This is a genomic window from Caulobacter sp. NIBR1757 (assembly GCF_027912495.1).
Taxonomy (GTDB): Bacteria; Pseudomonadota; Alphaproteobacteria; order Caulobacterales; family Caulobacteraceae; genus Caulobacter.
In genome coordinates this window covers 1,209,296-1,229,504 of sequence record NZ_CP115463.1, presented here as the reverse complement: position 1 = coordinate 1,229,504, position 20,209 = coordinate 1,209,296, and the positions used below count along the sequence as shown (strand labels likewise).

The 20,209-nt window shown below is 68.2% G+C and carries 22 protein-coding genes; 11 read left to right on the top strand and 11 right to left on the bottom strand.

Annotated features, from left to right (window positions below; genetic code table 11):
* Window positions 1–132 precede the first annotated feature (132 nt).
* From O5I81_RS05920 to O5I81_RS05905, 4 genes are all read left to right on the top strand, one after another.
* Window positions 133–879 carry a Sir2 family NAD-dependent protein deacetylase gene (locus tag O5I81_RS05920; RefSeq protein ID WP_271068030.1) on the top strand — a complete coding sequence of 249 codons (747 nt, stop codon included), beginning with the start codon at window positions 133–135 and terminating at the stop codon, window positions 877–879.
* A gap of 53 nt (window positions 880–932) precedes the next feature.
* Window positions 933–1,697, top strand: a complete 765-nt coding sequence (locus O5I81_RS05915) for a hypothetical protein (protein ID WP_271068029.1) — start codon at window positions 933–935, stop codon at window positions 1,695–1,697.
* Window positions 1,698–1,799: 102 nt separating this feature from the next.
* On the top strand, window positions 1,800–2,480 hold the full coding sequence (locus tag O5I81_RS05910) for a dienelactone hydrolase family protein (RefSeq protein WP_271068028.1): 681 nt from the start codon (window positions 1,800–1,802) through the stop codon (window positions 2,478–2,480).
* Window positions 2,480–3,166, top strand: coding sequence for a dienelactone hydrolase family protein (locus O5I81_RS05905; RefSeq protein WP_271068027.1), 687 nt, complete (start codon window positions 2,480–2,482; stop codon window positions 3,164–3,166). Before O5I81_RS05910 ends, O5I81_RS05905 begins: the two co-directional genes overlap by 1 nt.
* Window positions 3,167–3,177: 11 nt before the next feature.
* Here O5I81_RS05905 and mtnP read toward each other — a convergent pair whose 3' ends face one another.
* The 3 genes from mtnP to O5I81_RS05890 are packed head-to-tail and all read right to left on the bottom strand — an operon-like array spanning window position 3,178 to window position 5,213.
* Entirely contained in the window at window positions 3,178–4,050 is an 873-nt protein-coding gene (mtnP, locus tag O5I81_RS05900) for an S-methyl-5'-thioadenosine phosphorylase (RefSeq protein ID WP_271068026.1), read from the bottom strand.
* A 23-nt stretch (window positions 4,051–4,073) separates the two neighbouring features.
* Window positions 4,074–4,418, bottom strand: coding sequence for a P-II family nitrogen regulator (locus tag O5I81_RS05895; RefSeq protein WP_271068025.1), 345 nt, complete (start codon window positions 4,416–4,418; stop codon window positions 4,074–4,076).
* 27 nt (window positions 4,419–4,445) lie between these two features.
* Window positions 4,446–5,213: a methyltransferase domain-containing protein gene (locus O5I81_RS05890; RefSeq protein ID WP_271068024.1), complete on the bottom strand. Its 768-nt coding sequence runs from the start codon at window positions 5,211–5,213 to the stop codon at window positions 4,446–4,448.
* 92 nt (window positions 5,214–5,305) lie between these two features.
* On the opposite strand from O5I81_RS05890, the gene gloB reads away from it, so the two are divergent.
* The 3 genes from gloB (at window position 5,306) to O5I81_RS05875 (ending at window position 7,489) form a co-directional block, all read left to right on the top strand.
* Window positions 5,306–6,055, top strand: coding sequence for a hydroxyacylglutathione hydrolase (gene gloB / locus O5I81_RS05885; RefSeq protein ID WP_271068023.1), 750 nt, complete (start codon window positions 5,306–5,308; stop codon window positions 6,053–6,055).
* The gene (locus tag O5I81_RS05880; RefSeq protein ID WP_271068022.1) at window positions 6,052–6,489 is read left to right on the top strand and encodes a cupin domain-containing protein; all 438 of its coding nucleotides are present in this window, start codon (window positions 6,052–6,054) and stop codon (window positions 6,487–6,489) included. The genes gloB and O5I81_RS05880 overlap by 4 nt, the downstream gene beginning before the upstream one ends.
* Before the next feature lie 100 nt (window positions 6,490–6,589).
* Complete coding sequence (locus O5I81_RS05875; protein ID WP_271068021.1) at window positions 6,590–7,489, top strand: hypothetical protein; 900 nt, start codon at window positions 6,590–6,592, stop codon at window positions 7,487–7,489.
* A 237-nt stretch (window positions 7,490–7,726) separates the two neighbouring features.
* Here the strand turns inward: O5I81_RS05875 and O5I81_RS05870 are convergent, their stop codons facing one another.
* The 3 genes from O5I81_RS05870 to O5I81_RS05860 all read right to left on the bottom strand — a co-directional run bounded on the left by O5I81_RS05870 (window position 7,727) and on the right by O5I81_RS05860 (window position 10,591).
* Window positions 7,727–8,500: a DUF4908 domain-containing protein gene (locus O5I81_RS05870; RefSeq protein ID WP_271068020.1), complete on the bottom strand. Its 774-nt coding sequence runs from the start codon at window positions 8,498–8,500 to the stop codon at window positions 7,727–7,729.
* 94 nt (window positions 8,501–8,594) lie between these two features.
* The gene (locus O5I81_RS05865) at window positions 8,595–9,320 is read right to left on the bottom strand and encodes a beta-ketoacyl-ACP reductase (RefSeq protein WP_271068019.1); all 726 of its coding nucleotides are present in this window, start codon (window positions 9,318–9,320) and stop codon (window positions 8,595–8,597) included.
* 95 nt (window positions 9,321–9,415) lie between these two features.
* On the bottom strand, window positions 9,416–10,591 hold the full coding sequence (locus O5I81_RS05860; RefSeq protein WP_271068018.1) for an acetyl-CoA C-acetyltransferase: 1,176 nt from the start codon (window positions 10,589–10,591) through the stop codon (window positions 9,416–9,418).
* 208 nt (window positions 10,592–10,799) lie between these two features.
* Here O5I81_RS05860 and phaR point away from each other — a divergent pair, with 208 nt between their 5' ends.
* A complete protein-coding gene (phaR, locus tag O5I81_RS05855; RefSeq protein ID WP_271068017.1) occupies window positions 10,800–11,405 on the top strand; it encodes a polyhydroxyalkanoate synthesis repressor PhaR in 606 nt (201 codons plus the stop codon).
* Window positions 11,406–11,429: 24 nt separating this feature from the next.
* Entirely contained in the window at window positions 11,430–11,768 is a 339-nt protein-coding gene (locus tag O5I81_RS05850) for a hypothetical protein (protein WP_271068016.1), read from the top strand.
* A gap of 182 nt (window positions 11,769–11,950) precedes the next feature.
* On the opposite strand, the gene O5I81_RS05845 is transcribed toward O5I81_RS05850, so the two are convergent.
* Window positions 11,951–12,262: a helix-turn-helix transcriptional regulator gene (locus O5I81_RS05845; RefSeq protein WP_271068015.1), complete on the bottom strand. Its 312-nt coding sequence runs from the start codon at window positions 12,260–12,262 to the stop codon at window positions 11,951–11,953.
* A gap of 394 nt (window positions 12,263–12,656) precedes the next feature.
* The gene (locus tag O5I81_RS05840) at window positions 12,657–13,088 is read right to left on the bottom strand and encodes a hypothetical protein (protein WP_271068014.1); all 432 of its coding nucleotides are present in this window, start codon (window positions 13,086–13,088) and stop codon (window positions 12,657–12,659) included.
* A gap of 158 nt (window positions 13,089–13,246) precedes the next feature.
* Between O5I81_RS05840 and O5I81_RS05835 the strand changes: the two genes are divergently transcribed.
* Both O5I81_RS05835 and O5I81_RS05830 read left to right on the top strand, forming a co-directional pair.
* A complete protein-coding gene (locus tag O5I81_RS05835; protein WP_271068013.1) occupies window positions 13,247–16,927 on the top strand; it encodes a tetratricopeptide repeat protein in 3,681 nt (1,226 codons plus the stop codon).
* A 203-nt stretch (window positions 16,928–17,130) separates the two neighbouring features.
* Window positions 17,131–17,406 (top strand): hypothetical protein, encoded by a 276-nt coding sequence (locus tag O5I81_RS05830; RefSeq protein WP_271068012.1) that lies wholly within the window; start codon window positions 17,131–17,133, stop codon window positions 17,404–17,406.
* A 29-nt stretch (window positions 17,407–17,435) separates the two neighbouring features.
* On the opposite strand, the gene O5I81_RS05825 is transcribed toward O5I81_RS05830, so the two are convergent.
* From O5I81_RS05825 to O5I81_RS05815, 3 genes are all read right to left on the bottom strand, one after another.
* Window positions 17,436–18,440, bottom strand: coding sequence for a fatty acid desaturase (locus O5I81_RS05825; protein WP_271068011.1), 1,005 nt, complete (start codon window positions 18,438–18,440; stop codon window positions 17,436–17,438).
* Between the two features lie 86 nt (window positions 18,441–18,526).
* Window positions 18,527–19,039 (bottom strand): hypothetical protein, encoded by a 513-nt coding sequence (locus O5I81_RS05820; protein WP_271068010.1) that lies wholly within the window; start codon window positions 19,037–19,039, stop codon window positions 18,527–18,529.
* 335 nt (window positions 19,040–19,374) lie between these two features.
* The gene (locus O5I81_RS05815; protein WP_271068009.1) at window positions 19,375–20,097 is read right to left on the bottom strand and encodes a glycosyltransferase family 2 protein; all 723 of its coding nucleotides are present in this window, start codon (window positions 20,095–20,097) and stop codon (window positions 19,375–19,377) included.
* Between the last annotated feature and the right edge of the window lie 112 nt (window positions 20,098–20,209).

The following is a 20,209-nucleotide window of genomic DNA, read 5'->3' as shown; positions in this document are numbered from 1 at the left end:
CGAAGCCGGAACCGGGGGATCCATGGCGGATCCGGAAAGACCCCCGGCCATTCTCACGCGGACAGTTGGGTCCCCCGATCCGCTGCGCGGTCGGAGGATGACAGCCGTGGGTGACGCTCTAAGTTATTGTCCATGACCCCCGCCGACCGCCTCGCCCAGCTCATCGACGCCGCTGATCGCGTTGTCGTCTTCACCGGCGCCGGCATCTCGACCGAGTCCGGCATCCCCGATTTCCGCAGCCCCGGCGGCGTCTGGTCGAAGATGAAGCCCATCTACTTCCAGGACTTCGTGGCCAGCGAAGAGCGCCGCCGCGAGGCCTGGACCCGCACCTTCAGCGGCACGGCCGGCTGGACGGGCCGCGCGCCCAACGCCGGCCACGACGCCGTCGCCCGGCTGGTCGCCCAGGGCAAGGTGTCCGCCGTCATCACCCAGAACGTCGACAACCTGCACCAGGACAGCGGCATCCCCGATGACCGGGTCATCGAGCTGCACGGCAACGCCTCCTACGCCATCTGCCTCGACTGCGGCCTGCGCCACGAGTTGCACCACCTCAAGCCGTCCTTCGTCGAGCGCGGCGAAATCCCCGCCTGTCGCTCCTGCGGCGGCATCGTCAAGACCGCCACCATCTCCTTCGGCCAGTCGATGCCGCTCGGCCCCATGGCCAGGGCCGAGGAAGAGACCCACGCCTGCGACCTCTTCCTCGTCCTCGGCTCCTCCCTGGTCGTCTACCCGGCCGCCGGCTTTCCCCTGCTGGCCAAGCGCAATGGCGCCCGGCTGGTCATCGTCAACCGCGAGCCGACCGAGCAGGACCAGTACGCCGACCTCGTCCTGCACGAAGAGATCGGCCCGTTGCTCACCGCCGCCGTTCCCCCGCTTTAGGGGATGCGGCTGGCTGGCCGGCGCCGCAATCTACGGTCGCCCGGGAGACCCTTATGCGCCGCCACCTGATCGCTTTCGTTGCGCTGACAGCCCTGGCCGCACCGGCGCTGACGACCCCGGCAAACGCGGCAGACACGGTCGTCCAGTGCGACGTAAAGCTGGCCTTGCCCGGCGGGCGGCTTGAGGCCGTGATCTTCGGCGACGGCAAGACCTTCAAGGCCGACGCCTCGCGCGCCACCCTGATCGTGCCGGTCGGCAAGGCGCAGTTGTCGCCCGATCCGCCCCACACCTTCGACCTGACCGACCCGGCTGGCCAGACCGCTGAGTACAGGGTGCATCTGCGCTGGGCCTGGATCGGCAAGACGCCTCCGCCGCCCTTCAGCAAGCCGGGGGCGAAACGGCCCTGGTGGCCGGTCGGCGACGAGTTCGTCGGCCCGCCCCTGCCGGCCAGCGCCACGCCGGACAAGGACTGGACCTACGTCGCCTGGGGCTCCAACGGCGTCCAGATCAAGTCCGGCAGCTATATCTACATGACCGGCAGCAAGGACCCCCACCGCGCCTACGTCGGCGTCGCTCAGGAACGGGCGGACAACGAGGCGGAGGCCATCGCGCACGCCAACAGCCGCACGGCCTTCATCAGGGCCCTCTCGGCGGGCGACACCTTCGCCCTCGCCTTCCTGACCCGCGACAACGCCCGCCTCGGCGTCGCCGAGGTCGACGCCACCCTGCTGAAAGCCATCCCCGATCTCTCCGACCGGGCCTTCGAAGAAGCCGCCCGTATGCAGAAGGCCAAACAGTGCCGGGTCAGCAAGGTCTAGGGCGGACCGGGTCTGCCGTTATTTAGGCCACCTGCGAAAACCCCGCTTCTGTCCGTAGCGGCAGCCGTGGCAAGTTGCGCGCAACCCACAAGAGGACGCGCCATGACCGACCGCATCACCCTGACCAGCCCGCACGACGGCTTCCAGTTCGAGGCCCTGCATGCAGAGGCGCAGGGGCAGAGGCGCGGTGGGGTGATCGTCATCCAGGAGATCTTCGGCCTCGACCAATACGTCCAGGCCGACGTCGCGCGCTGGTCGGACCTTGGTTTCGAGACCCTCGCCCCCTCAATGTTCGATCGCGGCCAGAAGGGCTTCACCGCCGGGCATGACCCCGAAGGGCTGGCCGCCGGCGTCAAGCTGGCCACGGGCAACGGCCCCGACAACGCCATGAGCGACATTCAGGCCTGCGTCGATGCCCTCAAGGACAAGGGCCCGGTCTTCATCGTCGGCTACTGCTACGGCGGCACCATGGTCTGGCTCGCCGCCAATCGGGTGAAGGGCCTTGCCGCCGGCTCCAGCTACTACGGCGGCCAGGTCGCCGGCATGGCCGGTCTGCCGCTCAGCTGCCCGGTGATCGTCCACCTCGGCCGCACCGACGCCCACATCCCGGCCGACGAGGTCAAGGCCAAGGTCACCGCCGCCCATCCCGAAGTCCCTGTCTTCATCTACGAACAGAGCGGCCACGGCTTCAACAACGACGGGCGGCCGGACTCCAACCTCGAAGACGCCCAACTGGCCCGCAAACGCACCCTCGAACTCTTCGAGGCCAACGGGGCCATCTGATGGGCGAGACCCTCAAGCTGACCAGCCAGTACGACGGTTTCGAGCTGGCCGCCTGGCACGCCCCGCACCAGGACGCCCGGCGCGGCGGCCTCCTGCTGATCCAGGAGATCTTCGGGGTCACCGACCACATCCGCGAGCTGGCCGACGGCTTCGCCGCCGACGGCTACGAGGTCATCGCCCCCAGCTTCTACGACCGGCTCGAGCCCGGCTTCGAGGCCGCCTACGATCAGGAGTCGATCCAGAAGGGCGTGCAGTATTCCACCGCCACCCCCTGGGACCAGGTGGCCGGCGATTGCCAGGCGGCCATCGACCAGCTGAAGACCCGCGGTCCCGTCTTCGTCGCCGGCTATTGCTGGGGCGGGGCGGCCACCTGGCTCGCCGCCTGCCGCTGCGACGGCGTCACCGCCGCCTCCAGCTTCTATGGCCGCCGCATCAGCGAGCTGAAGGACGAGACGCCGCGCTGCCCGACCATCCTGCATTTCGGCAAGTCGGACGCCTCCATCCCGATGGACCGCGTCGAGGAGATCCGCGCCCTGCACGCTGACCTGCCCATCTACCTCTACGACGCCGGCCACGGCTTCTTCTCGGATCGCAGGACGGACTACGACGCCGACTCCGCCAGACTGGCGCGCCTGAGGACCCTGCAGCTGTTCCATCGCACGGTCACCCGCAGGAGCGAGGACTAGCCGCCGCCCCGCTAGCCCTTGCGCAGGGCGCGACCGGCGATGACGTCCAGCTTTGCCATCATCGCCGGATCGCGAGCGTCATGGGCCGTGATGATGGCGTAGTCGAGGTTGCTGTCGATCGGAGAGGCCTCGCGCACCTCCGGCAAGGCGCCGGCCAGGGCCGCCACCAGGTCCCGCGCCATGGCGGCGTTGGCGCTGAGCACCGCCAGCACGTCGGTGACCTCGACCCCGGCCTCGTCCTCGCGCCAGGCGTCATAGTCGGTGACCATGCCGACGCAGGCGTAGGGCAGCTCTGCTTCCCGGGCCAGCTTGGCCTCCGGCATGCCCGTCATGCCGATCACCTGCGCGCCCCAGCCGCGATAGAGCCGGCTCTCGGCCCGGGTCGAGAACTGCGGGCCTTCCATGGCCAGGTAGGTGACATCCTCGACGACCGAGGCGCCGGCCGTTCGGCCCGCCTGCGCCGCATATCCCGACAATCGCGGGCAGGTCGGCTCGGCCATGGAGACGTGCGCCACCAGCCCTTCGCCGAAGAAGCTGCTCTCGCGGGCGAAGGTGCGGTCGATGTACTGGCCCACCGTAACAAAAGTTCCGGGGCTGAGGTCCTCGGCCAGCGAACCCACGGCGGACAGCGACAGCAGGTCGGTGCAACCCAGCTGCTTGAGGCTGTGAATGTTGGCCCGCGAATTAAGTCCGGTCGGCGAGATCCGGTGTCCCGCCCCATGGCGCGGCAGGAAGGCCAGGCTGACATCACCCAGGCGGCCAGTGACGATGGGCCCCGACGGCGCGCCGAACGGGGTATCGATGTCATGGACACGCCGGTCTTCGAGACCCGGCAGGTCGTAGAGGCCCGAGCCCCCGATGATTCCCAAAGTCCAACCGGCCATGCGCGCTCCCTTGCGCCGCCAGTCTACCCCGTGATCGCCGCCGCGTCCTTCTCGCCGGTGCGGATACGCAGCGCCTGTTCCAGATCGAGCACGAACACCTTGCCGTCGCCGATCTTGCTGCTGTTGGCGGCGCGGACGATGGCCTCGATCACCGTCTCGACGATGTCGTCGGACACGGCGATCTCCAGCTTCACCTTGGGCAGCAGCTTCACCTCGTACTCGGCCCCGCGGTAGACCTCGGTCTTGCCCTTCTGGCGGCCATAGCCGCGCACCTCGGTGACCGTCAGGCCCGAGGCGCCGGCCTCGGTGACGGCGTCAAGCACCGCGTCCAGGCGGCTGGGCTTGATGACGGCGACGATCATCTTCATGGCGAGGTCCTCTGAACGCCCCCATAGCTAGGCGCGCGGAGCCTTGTCGTCAAAGGGCTTGGCTTGCGAAACGCGGCCGGCGGGAACCGGCGCCAATATTCCGGGCGCCCGGCTGCGAATCCTCGCCCGCGAGCCGCGCGGCTTGACGGCGAAGGTCTGCTTGACCGCCTCCATCAGGATCAGGCCCGCGAACCCCGGCCACAGCCGCGCCCCGACCTGCTCGAACCCGTCCGCCCAGCGCGCGGCCCAGGTGAACGGCGGCGCATACAGGGCCCGCGTATAGCCGGTCGGCTCCAGCCCCGCCTCGCGCAGCAGGTCTTCCAGCTGGCCGCGGGTGAACGGCCGCCCGTGCCCGAACGGCGTGCCCTCGGCGTTGGACCACAGCCCGTTGCGCGCCGCCGCCGCCACGATCACCCGCCCGGAAGGGGCCAGCACTCGGCAGACCTCGGCCAGCAGGGCCGGGGCGCTCTCGCTCTCCTCCAGCGCATGCACACATAGGATCCGGTCGAACAGCGCATTGGCCAGCGGCAGGGCGAACTCGTCGGCCAGCACCGTCAGGTTTCCGCGCCCGCCCGGCCAGACCTCCACCCCCTGCTGCGCAGGCATGGCGGCGATCACGCGCCGGGCCTTGGGCCGCAAGGAATCCAGGAACGGGGTGGCATAGCCCAGCCCCAGCACATCGAGGCCGGCGGCGTCGCCCCAGGCCTCGACCACCTTGCGGCCCAGCATCTCACGCGCCGCCCCGCCCCTCGGCGAGGCGTAGAAGGCGCGAAGTTCCAGCACGTCGCGACGCATTGCGTCTCCCGTTCCCTAGCCTGAGCAATGTAAGGTGTCCGAAGCGGCGGCGTCACCCGCCTCCGGTTTGAATCGCAGTTTGAGGCCAAGGCATGACCCTGACCGTCCGGCAGTTCCCCTGCCTCTCCGACAACTACGGCTTCCTCGTCCGCGACGACGCCACCGGCCAGGTCGCCTGCATCGACACCCCCGACGCCGACGCCATCCTGGCCGAGCTGGACAAGGCCGGCTGGGGCCTCGACTTCGTCCTCAACACCCACTGGCACCCCGACCACGCCGGCGGCAACAACGCCCTCAAGGCCGCCACCGGCTGCATCGTCATCGGCCCGGCCGAGGTCTCCCGCATCGCCGAGCCCGATCATGTCATCCAGCCCGGCGAAAGCTTCATGCTCGGCGAGACCGAGTTCGAGGTCATCGACACCGGCGGCCATACGCTTGGCCACATCAGCTACTTCGACGCCAAGGACCACATCGCCTTCGTCGGCGACACCCTGTTCGCGCTGGGATGCGGCCGGCTGTTCGAGGGCGACGCCGCCCAGATGTGGGCCAGCCTGCAGCGCATAGCCGCCTTCCCGGACGACACCACCGTCTACTGCGCCCACGAGTACACCGCCGCCAACGCCCGCTTCGCCCTGTCGGTCGACGACAGCGCGCCCTTGAAGACCCGGGCCGAGGCCATCTTCGCCCTGCGTGAACAGGGCAAGCCGACCGTGCCGACCACCATCGCCCTGGAGAAGGCCACCAACCCCTTCCTGCGCGCGCCGCTCCTGCGCCCCGACATCGCCGACCCGGCCGAGGCCTTCGGCGCCGTCCGCGCCGCCAAGGACGCGTTCAAGGGGTGACCGACGCGCCCCAGATCACCTCGGCCGAGATCATCAGCCTGCTGGAGCTGACGCCCCATCCGGAGGGCGGCTGGTTCAAGGAGACCTTCCGCGACGAGCCCGGTCCCGACGGCCGGGCCAGGTCCACCGCCATCTTCTTCCTGCTGCAGGCCGGCGAGGAGAGCGCCTGGCACCGCGTCGATGCCGTCGAGGTCTGGCACTTCTACGATGGCGCCCCGCTGGCTCTGAAGCTGGCCCGCGAGGGCGAGGCCGCCGTCACCGTCCTGCTCGGCAATGACCTGACCCGGGGGGAGAAGCCCCAGGCCGTCGTCCCGGCCGGCGTCTGGCAGAGCGCCGCCCCGACCGGCGACTGGAGCTTCGTCGGCTGCACGGTCGCGCCAGGTTTCGACTTCTCCGGCTTCGAGATGGCCGTGCCCGGCTGGGAGCCCGACTGACGGCCCTAGGACGCGTTGTCGCAGCGTCAGAAGGCGCGATCGCGCCTAGCCTGCAAACCCTCGAAACGGGTCAGTCAGTTCCAGAGAGGCGTACCCTTCCATGTCCGATTGGGGATCCGATCCCGAAGCCCGCAAGGGCCTGCAACGGCTGATCTACCGCTGCGCGTCCGACTATCTGCTCGATGAGATGGGCTTCCTGACCGGCCGCCACGACGGCGACTTCATCCGGGCGGTCGTCTTCCTCGCCCTGGTCCAGGCCTCGGCCGATCCGTCGCGCGGCATCCCCGTCCGCGCCCTCGCCCGCTCGCTGAACCTGCCGTTCGAGACCGTCCGCCGTAAGGTTCGCGACCTCGAGGACCACGGCCTCTGCAGCGCCGCCGCCGACGGCCGGCCGATCGCCGCGCCGGTCGCCGAGGCCCAGGCCAGGGCCGAAGCCGCCCGCGTCTGCGACGGCTTCCACCTGCTGCTCGGCAACCTGGCGGCGCTGGGCGTCAACCCGGCCGTCTTCCATGGCGGCCACCTGCCTGTCCCCGCCGTCGATCAGGGCCAGGCCCAGCTGGCCGCCCACCGGCTGATCCACAACTACTTCCTGCGTACCCTCGAGGCTGGCGTCGAGCCGCACGAGACGATGTTCAACGCCCTGATCTTCGCCGCCGCCATGTCGGCCAACGCCGAACGCATCACCTACGACCCCGAGCTTGCCGCGCGCTACGCCGGCGCCGATACGCCGCCGCCCGACGACCTGCGCCGCCCGGCCCGACCGCGCGAGATCGCCGAACGGCTGAACCTGCCCTACGAGGTCGTCCGCCGCCGTCTGGTCGAGTTCCTGGAGCGCGGCTGGGTGGTCAAGGCCGGGTCCGGCTACATCTGCACGGTCGAGCGCATGCAGCAGCCGGCCCTGCTGGGCGGCGCCTACATGATTGTCCTGCGGCTGGGCCAGCTGGTCCAGGCCATCGCCCAGACCGGTCTGACGCTGGAAAAACAGGCCGACGCGGCCTGACACTTCAACGATCCATGGGGATTTTGCGGTGGGTCGCCCTGGCCAGGCATCGAGCTGCCGAGCTCGGGAGCCTGACCAGGGACTAGCCCTCCCCCCGAAGGACGAGGCGCAAGCTGTCCTCATTTCGGCCGGCCGCCTAGCCTTCAGTGACCCGCAACAGCGAAATCGATCCTCATTTCGAGTGAAGTGTTACCCACGGGACACTTTTCGAAGGTTCGGTGTGGCGGGCGCCCGCGTCTAGCGCGTGGCGGCGAAGGCGATCCGTTCCGACGACGGTCGGCCGCTGATCCCCAGCCTCGGCGTCACCACCACGATCAGCACCCCCTGGCGCAGGATCACCCCCGGACGCGGCCCCTCGGTCAGGAACACCAGGTTGACCCGCCGCAGCTGCGCCTGGCCCTCGGCCGTCCGCGACAGCCGCACCAGTCCGTCGGCCGCCACCAGGGCGGCGTCGGCGATCAGGGCCGAGGAGGCGGTCGAGGCTTCGGCCTGGAAGGGGATCTGGCGCCGCGCCGCCTTGCTGACCACCGAGCTGGCCCCGATCAGCCGGCGGATCAGCGCCTTGGGATCGACGGGCGTCAGCCGGATCGGCCGCGATTCCCCCGACAACGCCGCCGCCGCCCCCTCGCGACGGTCCGGCGCATAGAGGATCATGCCGCCGACCTTGGTGTCGCGCAGCACCACGCGGCCCGCATCGTTCTTATAGAGGGTGTCGCCCCGCGCGCCGGTATGCGGCTCCAGCACCCAGATCTCGTTGCTGCCCTCGAAGCGCAGCATCGGCTGGGCGGTCGAGCGGTCGAGGGTGAAGGCCAGGCCGCTTTCGGAGACGTAGCGCGCCACCGGCGGCGGGGCCGGCCGGTTGTCGGGCTTGCCGCGGAACAGCATGTCGCCGAGCGAACCGAGAGGCGAACCGCCCCTGGTCTGGGCGTACACCGCTGGCGCGGACACACCGGCGATCACCGCCGCCAGCGCCAATGCGGCGGCTGGATATCTCGCACCCTTTACGGCCATGCCCCGGTATCTGCACTCCGACTGGGGCGAATCTTGGACTGGGAAAGGGCGGCGATCAAGGCACTGCAGGGTGTTGCCGCCCCGCCACAGCCCCTTAGCCCGCCAGGTACTGCCCACCATTCAGCGTGAACGTCGCCCCGGTCACGAAGCCGGCCCGCTCGCCGGCCAGGTAGGAGACCATGTCGGCGATCTCCTCGCCCTTGCCGAGGCGCCCGACCGGGATGCCGGCGATGATGCCGTCCAGCACGTTCTGCGGCACCGCCGAGACCATCTCGGTGTCGATGTAGCCCGGGCAGATCACATTGACGGTGATGCCCTTTTTGGCGTTCTCGAGCGCCAGCGCCTTGGTGAAGCCGATCAGTCCGGCCTTGGCGGCGCTGTAGTTGGTCTGCCCGACCTGGCCCTTCTGGCCGTTGATCGAAGAGATGTTCACCACCCGGCCCCAGCCCTGGTTGCGCATCCCGTCGATCACCTGGCGGGTCATGTTGAAGGCCGAGTCCATGTTGACCCGGATCACCTCCGACCACTGCTCATAGGTCATCTTGTGGAAGAAGCCGTCGCGGGTGATGCCGGCGTTGTTGATCAGCACATCGATGGGGCCCAGCTCGGCGGCCACCGCGTCGGCGGCCCGCTTGCAGTCGTCGAAGTTGCCGACGTTGCCCTTGACCACCATCACGCCCAGCTCGTCGGCGCAGGCCTTGGCCGCGTCCTCGTTGCCGCTGTAGCCGGCCGCCACCTTCATGCCGTCGGCGACCAGCCGCTCGACAATGGCCCGGCCGATGCCGCGCGTGCCGCCGGTGACGAATGCAACCCTGCTCATGATCTTCCCTCTTTGCTTCCCCGCTGGACCCACCTTAGGCGAGGCGGTGGCGAGAACGCCACCGTCCGCTGTCCAACCCGGCAAGTTTTAGAGGCTCAGACCGCTTCCAGGCACATGGCCACGCCCATGCCGCCGCCGACGCACAGGGTCGCCGCGCCCTTCTTGGCGCCGGACCGCTGCATCTCGTGTAACAGGGTGGTCAGGATGCGCGCGCCGGACGCGCCGATCGGGTGACCGATGGCGATGGCGCCGCCGTTGACGTTGGTCTTGGCCGGATCGAGACCCAGCTCCCGCACCACGCTCAGCGACTGGGCCGCGAAGGCCTCGTTGCTTTCGACCAGATCGAGGTCCGAGACCTTCCAGCCCGCCTTCTCCAGCGCCTTCTTCATGGCCGGGATCGGACCCGTGCCCATGATCTCGGGCTCGACGCCGGCGTGAGCCCAGCTGGCGATCCGCGCCAGGGGCTTCAGGCCCCGCTTCTTCGCCTCATCGGCGCTCATCAGCACCAGGGCCGCCGCCCCGTCGTTGAGGCCTGAAGCGTTGGCCGCCGTCACCGAGCCCTCCTTGTTGAAGGCGGGCTTCAGGCCGGACACGCTCTCCAGCGTCGCCCCGTGGCGGATGTACTCGTCCTTGTCGACGATGGTGTCGCCCTTGCGGCCCTTGATCGTCACCGGCGCGATCTCGGCGTCGAACTTGCCGGCCTTCTGCGCCGCTTCCGCCTTGTTCTGGCTCGCCACCGCGAAGTCGTCCTGGTCGGCGCGGGTGATCTGCCAGCGGGCGGCGATGTTCTCGGCCGTCTGGCCCATGTGATAGCCGTGGAAGGCGTCGATCAGCCCGTCCTTGATCATGGTGTCGACCATGCCGAGGTCGCCCATCTTGGTGCCGTTGCGCAGCTGCGCCGCGTGCGGGCTCTGGCTCATGCTCTCCTGGCCGCCGGCCACCACGATCGAGGCGTCGCCCGACGAGATCTGCTGCGCCGCCAGCGCCACGGCCCGAAGACCCGATCCGCACAGCTGGTTGACGCTCCAGGCCGGGCTCTCGACCGGAATGCCGGCGTTGACCGCCGCCTGCCGCGCCGGCCCCTGGCCCGCGCCGGCCTGCAGCACCTGGCCCATGATCACCTCGTCGACGTCGGCGGCGCTGATCCCGGCCCGTTCCACCGCCGCCTGGATGGCGATCTTGCCCAGCTCGTGGGCCGGCAGGCTGGAGAGGGCGCCGTTGAAGGATCCAACGGGGGTGCGGGCGGCGGAGACGATGACGATGTCGCTCATGGGTAGGGCTCCCGGTTTCGGGCGGCCTCATGCTGCGCCGCCGCATTTTGTGCGACCGCACCATGTCAAACCCCCGCCGCGGAGTCATCCGGTCACGGCGATTTGGTTGGCTTTTTCGCAAATGCGAGCAAGGGTGGCGGAAAGCCTTCGCCTACGCGATAGTGCAGCGCAAGATATGCGGCCTGAACCGCACAGATACGGGAACGAAATGTCCGAAAAATCCGACGCCGGCAGGGAGGCCGGCGAGAAGGTGGTCATCAAGAAGTACGCCAACCGGCGCCTCTACAACACCGCCTCCAGCTCCTACGTCACCCTCGAACATCTGGCCGACATGACCCGCGAGGGCGTCGATTTCGTGGTCTTCGACGCCAAGACCGGCGACGACATCACCCGCTCGGTCCTGACCCAGATCATCTTCGACGAGGAAAACCGCGGCGACGGCAAGAACCTGCTGCCCATCCAGTTCCTGCGCCAGCTGATCGGCTTCTACGGCAATCAGATGCAGGCCTTCCTGCCCAGCTATCTGGAAATGAGCCTGCAGACCTTCGCCCAGCAGCAGGAGCGCATGCGCGCCCAGTTCGGCGGTCCCTTCGGCCAGGCCACCGGCATGGCCGCCTTCGACGAGCAGGTGCGCCAGAACATGGCCCTGTTCGAACGCGGCATGAAGATGTTCTCGCCCTTCGCCTACGGCCGCGCCGATGAGCCGGCCGCCGGCCCCGCCCCGGCCGCCGCCGACGAAGACAGTCTCACCGAGCTGAAGAAGCAGGTCGAGGCCATGCGGGCCCAGATCGACAAGCTGGCGTCGAAATCTTAACCGGCCGGGCCTCATTGTGGGCCCATGACCGACCGGCTCGACCCGACCAGGCCTTACGGAGACCGCCGCCAGCAGGACCGCCGGCGCGAGGACCGCGCCGCGCCGCAAACGGCCGCGCCGCCCACCGGCGGCGCCCTCCCCGTCCCGGCCTCGGGCGTCCACGCCCACGAGCACACCAGCCCGCCCCCGCTTGACGGCCAGGCCGCCTTCGCCGCCCAGCTCCTCGGCCAGCCCGGCGCCAAGCGCGGCTTGAAGCAGCCCGGCACGGTCGAAACCGCCCGCTCCGCCTACCTCGAAGCCGAATACAGCGGCCCCGCCGACCGCCGGCCACCCAAGGGCCTGATCAAGAAAACCGAGATCTGACGGCTCACATCCTCCCCCGTTCACGGGGGAGGGGGACCGCGCGAAGCGTGGTGGAGGGGGCGAGGGCCGTGCGCCGGTGCCTGTGACTTTTCTCTGTCGCGCCGAAGAGGACGGCTCTCCGTCACTCGCCCCCTCCACCACCGCCTTCGGCGGCGGTCCCCCTCCCCCGTACGCGCTGCGCGCTACGTGGGAGGATGGCGCCGCACCAACGCCTCCAACGCCGCCACCCGCCGTTCCAGCTCGGCAATCCTTGCCAGGGGGTCCGTTCCCGGCACGGGCGTCGACACCCCCGCCCGCACCGCCGCCTCCACCGGCGACACCCCGAGCAGCTCGGCGAACGCCGCCACCTCGGCCGCCGAAACCTCCCGCTGGTCCTTGAAAACCAGCCCCAGCTCGGCCTCGCTCATCCCGGAAACCGCCGCCAGCACGGCGCGCGACAGCCCCCGCTCGGCCAGGCGCGCCTCGTACCACTCGACATCGAAGAACAGGGCCAAACAGGCGCCCTCCAACAGGCTTGGGCCAACTGGCGCCGGTCTTGCTTAACCCGGAATAAACCCTGTTCCGGAGCCCAAAGTGACCAGCATCCTGATCAAAGCCATGGACGTCGCCGTCGTCGCCCTGATCTTCACGATCCTCACGTAGTTTCCAAGGACACCCGCGCCACCCCATCTACCGCTCATCCCGGTGACTACCGGGATCCAGTTCGTAGGGCGCCGCTGGCCGGGACTCGTGCCTTCAGGCACGGCGCCGTTCACATTCCGCCGATCACAGCCGTGCCCAAGGGCACGCTCTTCAGTCACCGCGCTCTATGAACTGGATCCCGGTAGTCACCGGGATGAGCGGAACTGAGGAGGAAGCCGAACGCCAATCCCGACAGGGTATCGCGTATCAGACCCCGTCATTCCCCACGCCGAAGTCGACATCCCGGCGGGCGGCGACGATGGTGACGATGAAGCCGGCCAGAACGTCGAGCAGCACCATCACCGTCATCAGGAAGAAGGTGGAGGTCGCGAACGCCGGGGCCAGCAGGAACTCCACCAGACAGATGATGAACAGCAGCATCGACAGCGAGTGATTGATGATGGCGATCCGCCGACTGGTCGTCGATTTCAACAGCTCGATGAACAGCACCACCAGGCTGCCGGCCAGCAACAGGTCCGACAGGCTGACCGACCAGGGCGAGCCCGAGGTCATGGTGATGGTGAACAGCGGCCCGGTCATCTGCATCTGGATGTCCTGCGACCCGAACCCGCCCATGGTCAGCACGATCAGATTGTAGACGACCACCGGAATGGCCAGCAGCGGAAACGCGGCAAACATGAGTTCTCTCCTCGCATCCGGCCCCCAGCCGGCGATGCCGTAAGGGTTAACGCGTTTTGGCGAGGGGGTGAAGGCGGCTCGTCTTGGAGACAGTCAACACCCGAAGGCAACCTTGGCATTCACCCGCTCCTCTGCCAACCTACGGTGCAGGGGGTGCTATGCCGGAACCCATTACACTGACTGTCGCCGCCTTCCTTGGCGCGCAACTGGCCACGGCCGCCTCCGGTCCGCTCCAGGGCTTGGGCGACCGCATGTTCTGTCGAACAGTTAAGGCGGTGCAGGACGCTATTGGCGACGACAATCCTCGCAACGGCGATGTCCACCGCGCAGTCCGGCGTGCGCAAGCCCTGGCCGTGCGCGGGGCTCTCCGGGCGTATCTGCGCCTGCCACATCCGCACTGGCGAAAATTCGCTGGCTATTCCCCGGACGACTTGGAGCGCAAGATAACGCTCTTAATTAACCAGGGGCTGAAGAACAGGCCGCCACCAGCTCCGGACCCTGAAAAACAGCTTGAGGTCGAGACCCAGATCCAGCGGGTCTTCACGCATCCTGACCCGGTCGACGCGGTGCCAGCTGCCAGACGCCTCGCAGCTTTCCGCGAACTGGCCGAAGATTGGGCTCTTGCAGACCTCAAGGCCGCCGCCGGGCAATACGGCGACTGGGACCGGTTCGCGACCATCTTCCGCCAGGGCGACCCCGATCACGGCGGCGCTTGGTGGCCGGCCTTCCGCGGCATCTTGGCCGAGGAAGTGAAGACCAACGCCCGCGTCGAATCGATTCTGACTCAGCAAGGCCTGGCCAGGCTGCTTGAAGGGCAGGTCGACATTCAGGAGGCGCTCAAGAGTATCCGCATCGACCGGGAGGAGATTCTCGCGGGCATGCGGCTGGGCCAAGAGGGTGCCATCGCCTATGCCCTGCGCGAAAGCCAGCGCGACTGGCACGGTATACAGGACAATTTGGGCGTCATGGCCATCGAGGGTCACGAGGATCAGATTCGCGAGCTGCCCACCCAGTTGGTGATCGCGCGCTACCGCGTCGTCCCCTATCTTGATCGTGGCGACATCCTAGCCGACCTGCTGACATGGGCCCGACAGACCGAAGGGCCAAAGGCCCGAGGCCGTCTGTACGTCGCGCCCGGCGGCCTGGGCAAGACACGCCTCACCATCGAGGCGCTGCGCCAGCTCGACTTGGAGGGTTGGCGATGCACCTTCCTTGCTCCACGCAACACCGGGCGTATGGCCGCAGGCGCTCTGGCGGATCTCATGCGAGCGGATGATTGCGACGGGGTCTGCATCGTCCTCGACTACGCGGAAGGCCAGCAGCAACTGTTGAAGGAGGCGTGTGGCGCCGCTGACCAGGTTCGGGAAGGACGGATTCGCATAGTCGCGCTGGCCCGTTCGTCGGAAGGTTGGTGGTCCGATCTTCGCAACGAACCCGAGATCGCTGCGGTGTTCGAAGTTGAGCCGCATCGAACGATTGAGGACCCTCTCACGCCGGAGGAGCAGGCTGCGCTCTTTGACCGCGCCCAGGCCAGCTTCACCCACGAGCTGGACCGGCTTGGGCTTGCCGCGCCGCTTGCCGACCCGACCGCCGCCTTGGCTGGCCGCGACCTTGATCGCCCGCTCATGGTCGCCATGGCCGCTTTCCTGGCCGCCTGCGGCGAGCTCAGGAGCGGCACAAGCGTGCTTGAGCAGATGTATCTGGAGGAGCGCCGACACTGGATACGTCACCTGAGAGCGCCAAACGGCAACGATCCCCGCGTCGTGAGGCTTCACCGCCTCGTCACCCAACTTACCCTCATACAATCAGCAACCCACGCCGGGGCTTTGGCGTTGACCGAGGCCGATCCGCGGACGACGCGGGACTCACCACGAGAACGGGAAGACACGGTCGCTGCGGCCGAGCGCCTCTACGGTCTGCGCGTCCGCGATCAGCGTTGGCTACGCAGTGTCGAACCCGACCTCCTCGGCGAGCACGTTGCTATGCGGGCTCTGGCGGAGGACGCCCACGGCGAACTAGTCACCGCCACCCTCCGTTCCGCTTTGGCTGGCCCACCGCTGTATTCTAGTGACCCGGCTAGCCTGTTTGCCGTCCTCGCCCGCGCCGATCGACGCGAGCATGAGCCCGGAGTCCGCGAGGTGAGCGCCCGGGCCGTGAGCGCGATCGAGGCGATGGTTCCGGCCCTTGGCACCGAGGCCGTGACGCGGCTTCAAGCGACTTTACCTAGCTTTTCTCTTCCTCTTGCGAACCTAGCGCTGGCGGTAGCGCGACAGGCCTTGGCGCTGTTGGCTAAGCCCACAACAGAAGGCGAGCGATCCGCCCTTGCTGCCAGTCTGGACACCCTTGCCAACCGCCTCAGGGAGACCGGCGACTGCCAAGGCGCCCTAGATCCAGCTCGCCGTGCCGTCGATATCTACCAAGAACTCGCTCAAATTAACCCCGGCGCCCATCTTCCCGATCTGGCCGCGAGCCTAAACAACCTTGCCGTTTTTCTAGGCGAGACCGGCGATCGCCAAGGCGCGATCGTCCCCGCCCGCCGCGCTGTAGATATCTACGAAAAACTCGCTAAAGCCAAACCCGCAGAGTACCTGCCAGCCTTAGCTAGGAGCCTGCTCAATCTGGCTGGCCGCCTCAGCGAGCTTGGCGATCGCCGAGGCGCCTTGGCCATCGCCCAACGCGCTGTCGATTTCCACGAAGAGCTCGTCCAAGGTAACCCCACAGCCTACCTCCCCGACTTGGCCAGGAATCTGAGCAACCTTGCTATTTTCCTCGGCCAGACCGGAGATCGCGAAGGTGCCCTCGACCCCGCCCGCCGCGCAGTTGAAATCCAGGACAATCTCGCCCGCGCCAACCCCGCCGCCCATCTCCCCGACTTGGCCATGGGCTTGACTAACCTCGCTAGCCGCCTCAGCCAAGCCGGGGACCATCAGGGCGCTCTCGGCCCCGCCGCCCGAGCCGTGGATATCCTCGAAGAGCTCGCCCGCACCAATCCCGCCGCCTATCTATCTCACCTGGCTGCGAGCCTGGACAACTTCGCCGTTTTCCTCAGCGAAACTGGCGACCAACAAGGCGCTCTCGACCCGGCCCGCCGCGCAGGCGAGATTTATGAAGAGCTCGCCCGCGCCAACCCGGCCGCGTACAATCCCGACTTGGCCATCAGTCTGAACAACCTCGCCAACCGTCTCAGCGAGACCGGCGACAGTCAGGGCGCCCTCGAGCCGGCCCGCCGCGCAGTCGATCTTCGCGAGGACCTCGCCCGCGCCAACTCTGCCGCGTACCTTCCCGCCCTGGCCGGGAGCCTACACAACCTCGCCATTCTCCTGAGCCAAACCGGAGACAGCCAGGGTGCCTTGGACCCCGCCCGCCGCGCAGTCGACATCCGCAAAGAATTCGCGCGCGCAAACCCGGCGGCGTATCTGCCTGACCTAGCCAGAAGCTTGACCAATCTCGCGATTTTCCTCAGGCAAACCGGAGGCCGCAAGGATGCCGTAGACTCCGCGCGCCACGCGGTAAGCATCCAACAAGAGCTCGCCCGCGACAACCCCGCTGCCTACTTACCTGGGTTGGCGCACTGCGCCCTCGTTCTCGGAGAGATTGCGGAAAGCGCTGATGTCGAGACGGCGCTCTCGGCATATGCGCTGAGCGTTAGTGCAGCGATTCCAATGCTTGAGACGCTCAGCGAGCGGCTCGTGCCCCTTGTCGCGACAGCGGTGGTCAACGCCAACAAATTGCTACTCGCAGAAGACCAAGCGCTGAGCGAAGTCGAGGTCTTTGGTCGCCTTACGGAGTTGTTCGGTGAGGCCGTGATCGAGGCGATGCGTGCAGCCGGTGTTATCTGACCGAGCAATGGTTCTATCAGTCGCCATTGCACTAGCGGGTCGCCGCTTGTCGATGGCGCCAACTCGACTTCACAGACAGCCGCCGGCGCTACCTAGGCTTCGTCGTTCATCTCGCAGCACTGGATGCGGGTGTCGCTGAGACCACTTCCTTGCCGAGCCGGCGGCAAACGGATTACCTTTCCTGGCAAGAATGGATACCCCCCATGACTGACGCCGTCGGCCCTGGCGATCTTGTCCTGTGCGTCAACGCCGCCCCCAACCATGTCACGGGCGAGCCCGTGCCCCTGGTGGCGGGCGAGACCTATCGTGTCATCGAGGTCATGGGTTTCGCCTGCCCGTGCGGGCGGTCCGATGCGCTGCTCGACGTCGGCGTCGCCTTCGCCTGGTGCGAGACGCGCTTCCGGCTGCTGCCCAAGCCGAAATTCGAGGCCAGGCCCCGCCGGGTCTCGGCGCCGAAGGAAAAAGAGACGATCCGCTAGGGGTCTCTGACCGTGACGTCGGCGACGGCTCAGCCGCTCCTGCCGCCCCGCACCCCGGCAAACCCCACCAGCCGCCCTTCCCCCTCGTCCCACAGCGCCAGCCGCAGCGCCCGCCACGCCCCGCTCAGGTCCACCCGCCGCCCGCTCAGGGTCGGATGGTCGCGCAGGACGTCCGGCAGGCGATAGAAGGGGATCCTGCTGGCCGCGTGGTGGATGTGGTGCGCCCCGATGTTGGCGGTCAGCCAGCGCAGGGGGGCCGGCATCGTCAGGTGGGAGCTGCCGTGCAGGGCGGCGTCGAGCGCCGTCCAGTCGGACTGGCGCCGCCAGGAAGCGTCCTCGAACTGGTGCTGCACATAGAACAGCCCGACCCCGATGGTGGCCGCCACCACGACGATGGCCAGGTGAGCCACCAAGGCCAGGGGCGAGCCGGTCAGGGCGATCTCGCAGCCGATCAGCGCCGCCAGCCCGAGATTGTTGCCGAGCACGCTGCGCCAGGCGGCGGGGTCCTTCATCAGCCCGACCGGGATGCGGTGCTGCAGGGCGAACAGATAGGCGGGGCCGAGGCCCAGGATGACCAGCGGGTTTCGGTAGAAGCGATAGGCGGCGCGGCGCGGCGGCGGCAGGGCGCGGTATTCCTCGACCGTCAGGGTCTCGACCCCGCCCAGCGAGCGCCGGTCCAGGTTGCCGGAGGTGGCGTGGTGGATGGCGTGGGTGCGCCGCCAGTAGTCGTAAGGCGTCACGGTCAGCACGCCGATCAGCCGGCCGGTCCAGTCGTTGGCGGCGGGAGAAGCGAACCAGGCGCGGTGGCCACAGTCGTGCTGGATCAGGAACAGCCGCACCAGGAAGGCCCCGGCCGGCAGGGCCAGCAGCAGGGTCCACCAATGGCCGTGGGCGACGCCGTTCGCCGCCGCCACCCACAGGATGGCCAGCGGCAGGGCGGTGATCCACAGCTCCCAGACGCTTCGTCGGGGGTCGGGCGACTGATAGGCGGCGAGGGCCTGGCGGACGGCCCGGTCGTCTGGGAAGGGAGGCATGGAGGCTCTGCTGCGCGCGGCGCGCGGGCGGGCGCGCCAAAGGGGGGGTAAGCCCGCCGCGCCGTCTTGGTTCCCCGCGCGGCCCGCTACCCGCCGATCAGCGCCAGCAACCCCGACTGCCCCTTCACATGGTTGCCCTGCTGGTCGGTGCTGTCGCCGACGTTCCAGTCCTTCGGGCAGTCGCCGATCAGCCGGTAGCGACGCGTCTGGCTGTATCCCCCCGCACCACTCACCGGCTCGGCCGACTGCACCGAGGTGAAGTCGCGGGCCAGGTCGCCGCTGACCGCCGCCGTCGTCACCCAGGTCTCGCCGTTCAGCTCGCAGCGCTGGATGCGGGCGCCGCCGGAGACCACCTCCTGGCCGATCGGCCGGCAGCCCGCGCCGCCCGCCGTCACCGCCGGCCGCGCCAGGCCCTCATGGATGCGGCTGTCGGCGCAGACCTTGACCGGCGCCACCCCGGCCTGGGCCGGAACGACCTCGACCGACCACAGCTTCGGCGGATCGATCGCCGCCGCCCGCGCCTTGTAGCGCTCCCCCGCCGCCTTGCCGTCGCAGGCGGCCAGCAGGACGAGGGGCAGGATGAGGATGGCGGCGCGCATGGGAAGACCTCCAGACTACAGGCTTAAATCAATGAGGCTACATTTGTAGATCAAGGTCAAGCCCGGCCCTCAGGGCATATGTCTAGACATATTCATCGGCCAAACGGCCTCGCCGCCCCATCCGACGCGCCTGGCGATCCCTCGTCCTGCCCGCGGTCATGGGTTCGATAGGGGTTCGGGTAGGTCCAGAGGAGGGTCCGGGACGACCTTCCGGACGGTTTCGCACCACTTTCGAGCAGGTCTCAAGTGGTTGAAAAAACACGAAAACAGCCCGCTCAGCCGGCCGCCGTCCGTGCTATAATCGCTTCGGCCGAACAAACCGCCCCGAAGCGTCCCTAGACCTCGTCGACGCCCAGCGGATTGCGCGCCCGGGTATTGAGCCACATGACGCCCAGCAGGTCGCTGACCGAGGCCTTCAGCCGGCCCCAGTTGTTGTATTTCGAGACCCCCGTCTCGCGGTGGCGATGGTTGACCGGCTCGAACGCCACCTCATAGCCCTCGCGCAGCATCAGGGCCGGCAGGTAGCGGTGGATGTGATCGAAATAGGGGAGCCGCAGAAACGCCTCGCGCCGGAAGGCCTTCAGCCCGCAGCCGGTGTCATTGCAATTGTCGTTGAGCAGCCGCCGGCGGATACGGTTGGCCCAGCGGCTGGCCCAGCGCTTGGCCTCACTGTCCTGCCGCTTGACCCGCTCGCCGCCGACCAGGGCCAGCTCTTTGGGCGAGGCCTTCAGCCGCTCGGCCAGACGCGGCGCGTCGGCCGGGTCGTTCTGACCGTCGCCGTCGAGGGTGACAATGATCGGGGCCCTGGCTTCCAGGATGCCCGAACGGATGGCCCGGCTCTGGCCGCTGTTCTTGCGGTGGGCCAGCACCCGCAGCTGCGGGATCTCGCCCTTCAGCGCCGTCAGCCGGGCCTGGGTGTCGTCCTTGCTGGCGTCATTGACGAAGATCAGCTCGTAGGACCGGTCGCCGAACGCGGCGGCGATTTCCCGGGCCAGCAACGGGGCGGCCTCGCCTTCGTCATAGACGGGCACGACGATCGAATAGTCAGGGGTGCTCATAGGCCCCTAATAGAGCGGGTTTGACGGAAGTGGAAATCGGTTCCCATCCCGTAGAGCGCGATCAAAGCCCTCCCCCTCGAGGGGGGAGGGTTGGGTGGGGGTGTTCGCGCGA

Coding starts and splice junctions, on each gene's coding strand:
- O5I81_RS05920 (WP_271068030.1), top strand. CDS start 133: ATGACCCCCGCCGACCGCCTCGCCCAGCTCATCGACGCCGCTGATCGC.
- O5I81_RS05915 (WP_271068029.1), top strand. CDS start 933: ATGCGCCGCCACCTGATCGCTTTCGTTGCGCTGACAGCCCTGGCCGCA.
- O5I81_RS05910 (WP_271068028.1), top strand. CDS start 1,800: ATGACCGACCGCATCACCCTGACCAGCCCGCACGACGGCTTCCAGTTC.
- O5I81_RS05905 (WP_271068027.1), top strand. CDS start 2,480: ATGGGCGAGACCCTCAAGCTGACCAGCCAGTACGACGGTTTCGAGCTG.
- mtnP (WP_271068026.1), bottom strand. CDS start 4,050: ATGGCCGGTTGGACTTTGGGAATCATCGGGGGCTCGGGCCTCTACGAC.
- O5I81_RS05895 (WP_271068025.1), bottom strand. CDS start 4,418: ATGAAGATGATCGTCGCCGTCATCAAGCCCAGCCGCCTGGACGCGGTG.
- O5I81_RS05890 (WP_271068024.1), bottom strand. CDS start 5,213: ATGCGTCGCGACGTGCTGGAACTTCGCGCCTTCTACGCCTCGCCGAGG.
- gloB (WP_271068023.1), top strand. CDS start 5,306: ATGACCCTGACCGTCCGGCAGTTCCCCTGCCTCTCCGACAACTACGGC.
- O5I81_RS05875 (WP_271068021.1), top strand. CDS start 6,590: ATGTCCGATTGGGGATCCGATCCCGAAGCCCGCAAGGGCCTGCAACGG.
- O5I81_RS05870 (WP_271068020.1), bottom strand. CDS start 8,500: ATGGCCGTAAAGGGTGCGAGATATCCAGCCGCCGCATTGGCGCTGGCG.
- O5I81_RS05865 (WP_271068019.1), bottom strand. CDS start 9,320: ATGAGCAGGGTTGCATTCGTCACCGGCGGCACGCGCGGCATCGGCCGG.
- O5I81_RS05860 (WP_271068018.1), bottom strand. CDS start 10,591: ATGAGCGACATCGTCATCGTCTCCGCCGCCCGCACCCCCGTTGGATCC.
- phaR (WP_271068017.1), top strand. CDS start 10,800: ATGTCCGAAAAATCCGACGCCGGCAGGGAGGCCGGCGAGAAGGTGGTC.
- O5I81_RS05850 (WP_271068016.1), top strand. CDS start 11,430: ATGACCGACCGGCTCGACCCGACCAGGCCTTACGGAGACCGCCGCCAG.
- O5I81_RS05840 (WP_271068014.1), bottom strand. CDS start 13,088: ATGTTTGCCGCGTTTCCGCTGCTGGCCATTCCGGTGGTCGTCTACAAT.
- O5I81_RS05835 (WP_271068013.1), top strand. CDS start 13,247: ATGCCGGAACCCATTACACTGACTGTCGCCGCCTTCCTTGGCGCGCAA.
- O5I81_RS05830 (WP_271068012.1), top strand. CDS start 17,131: ATGACTGACGCCGTCGGCCCTGGCGATCTTGTCCTGTGCGTCAACGCC.
- O5I81_RS05825 (WP_271068011.1), bottom strand. CDS start 18,440: ATGCCTCCCTTCCCAGACGACCGGGCCGTCCGCCAGGCCCTCGCCGCC.
- O5I81_RS05820 (WP_271068010.1), bottom strand. CDS start 19,039: ATGCGCGCCGCCATCCTCATCCTGCCCCTCGTCCTGCTGGCCGCCTGC.
- O5I81_RS05815 (WP_271068009.1), bottom strand. CDS start 20,097: ATGAGCACCCCTGACTATTCGATCGTCGTGCCCGTCTATGACGAAGGC.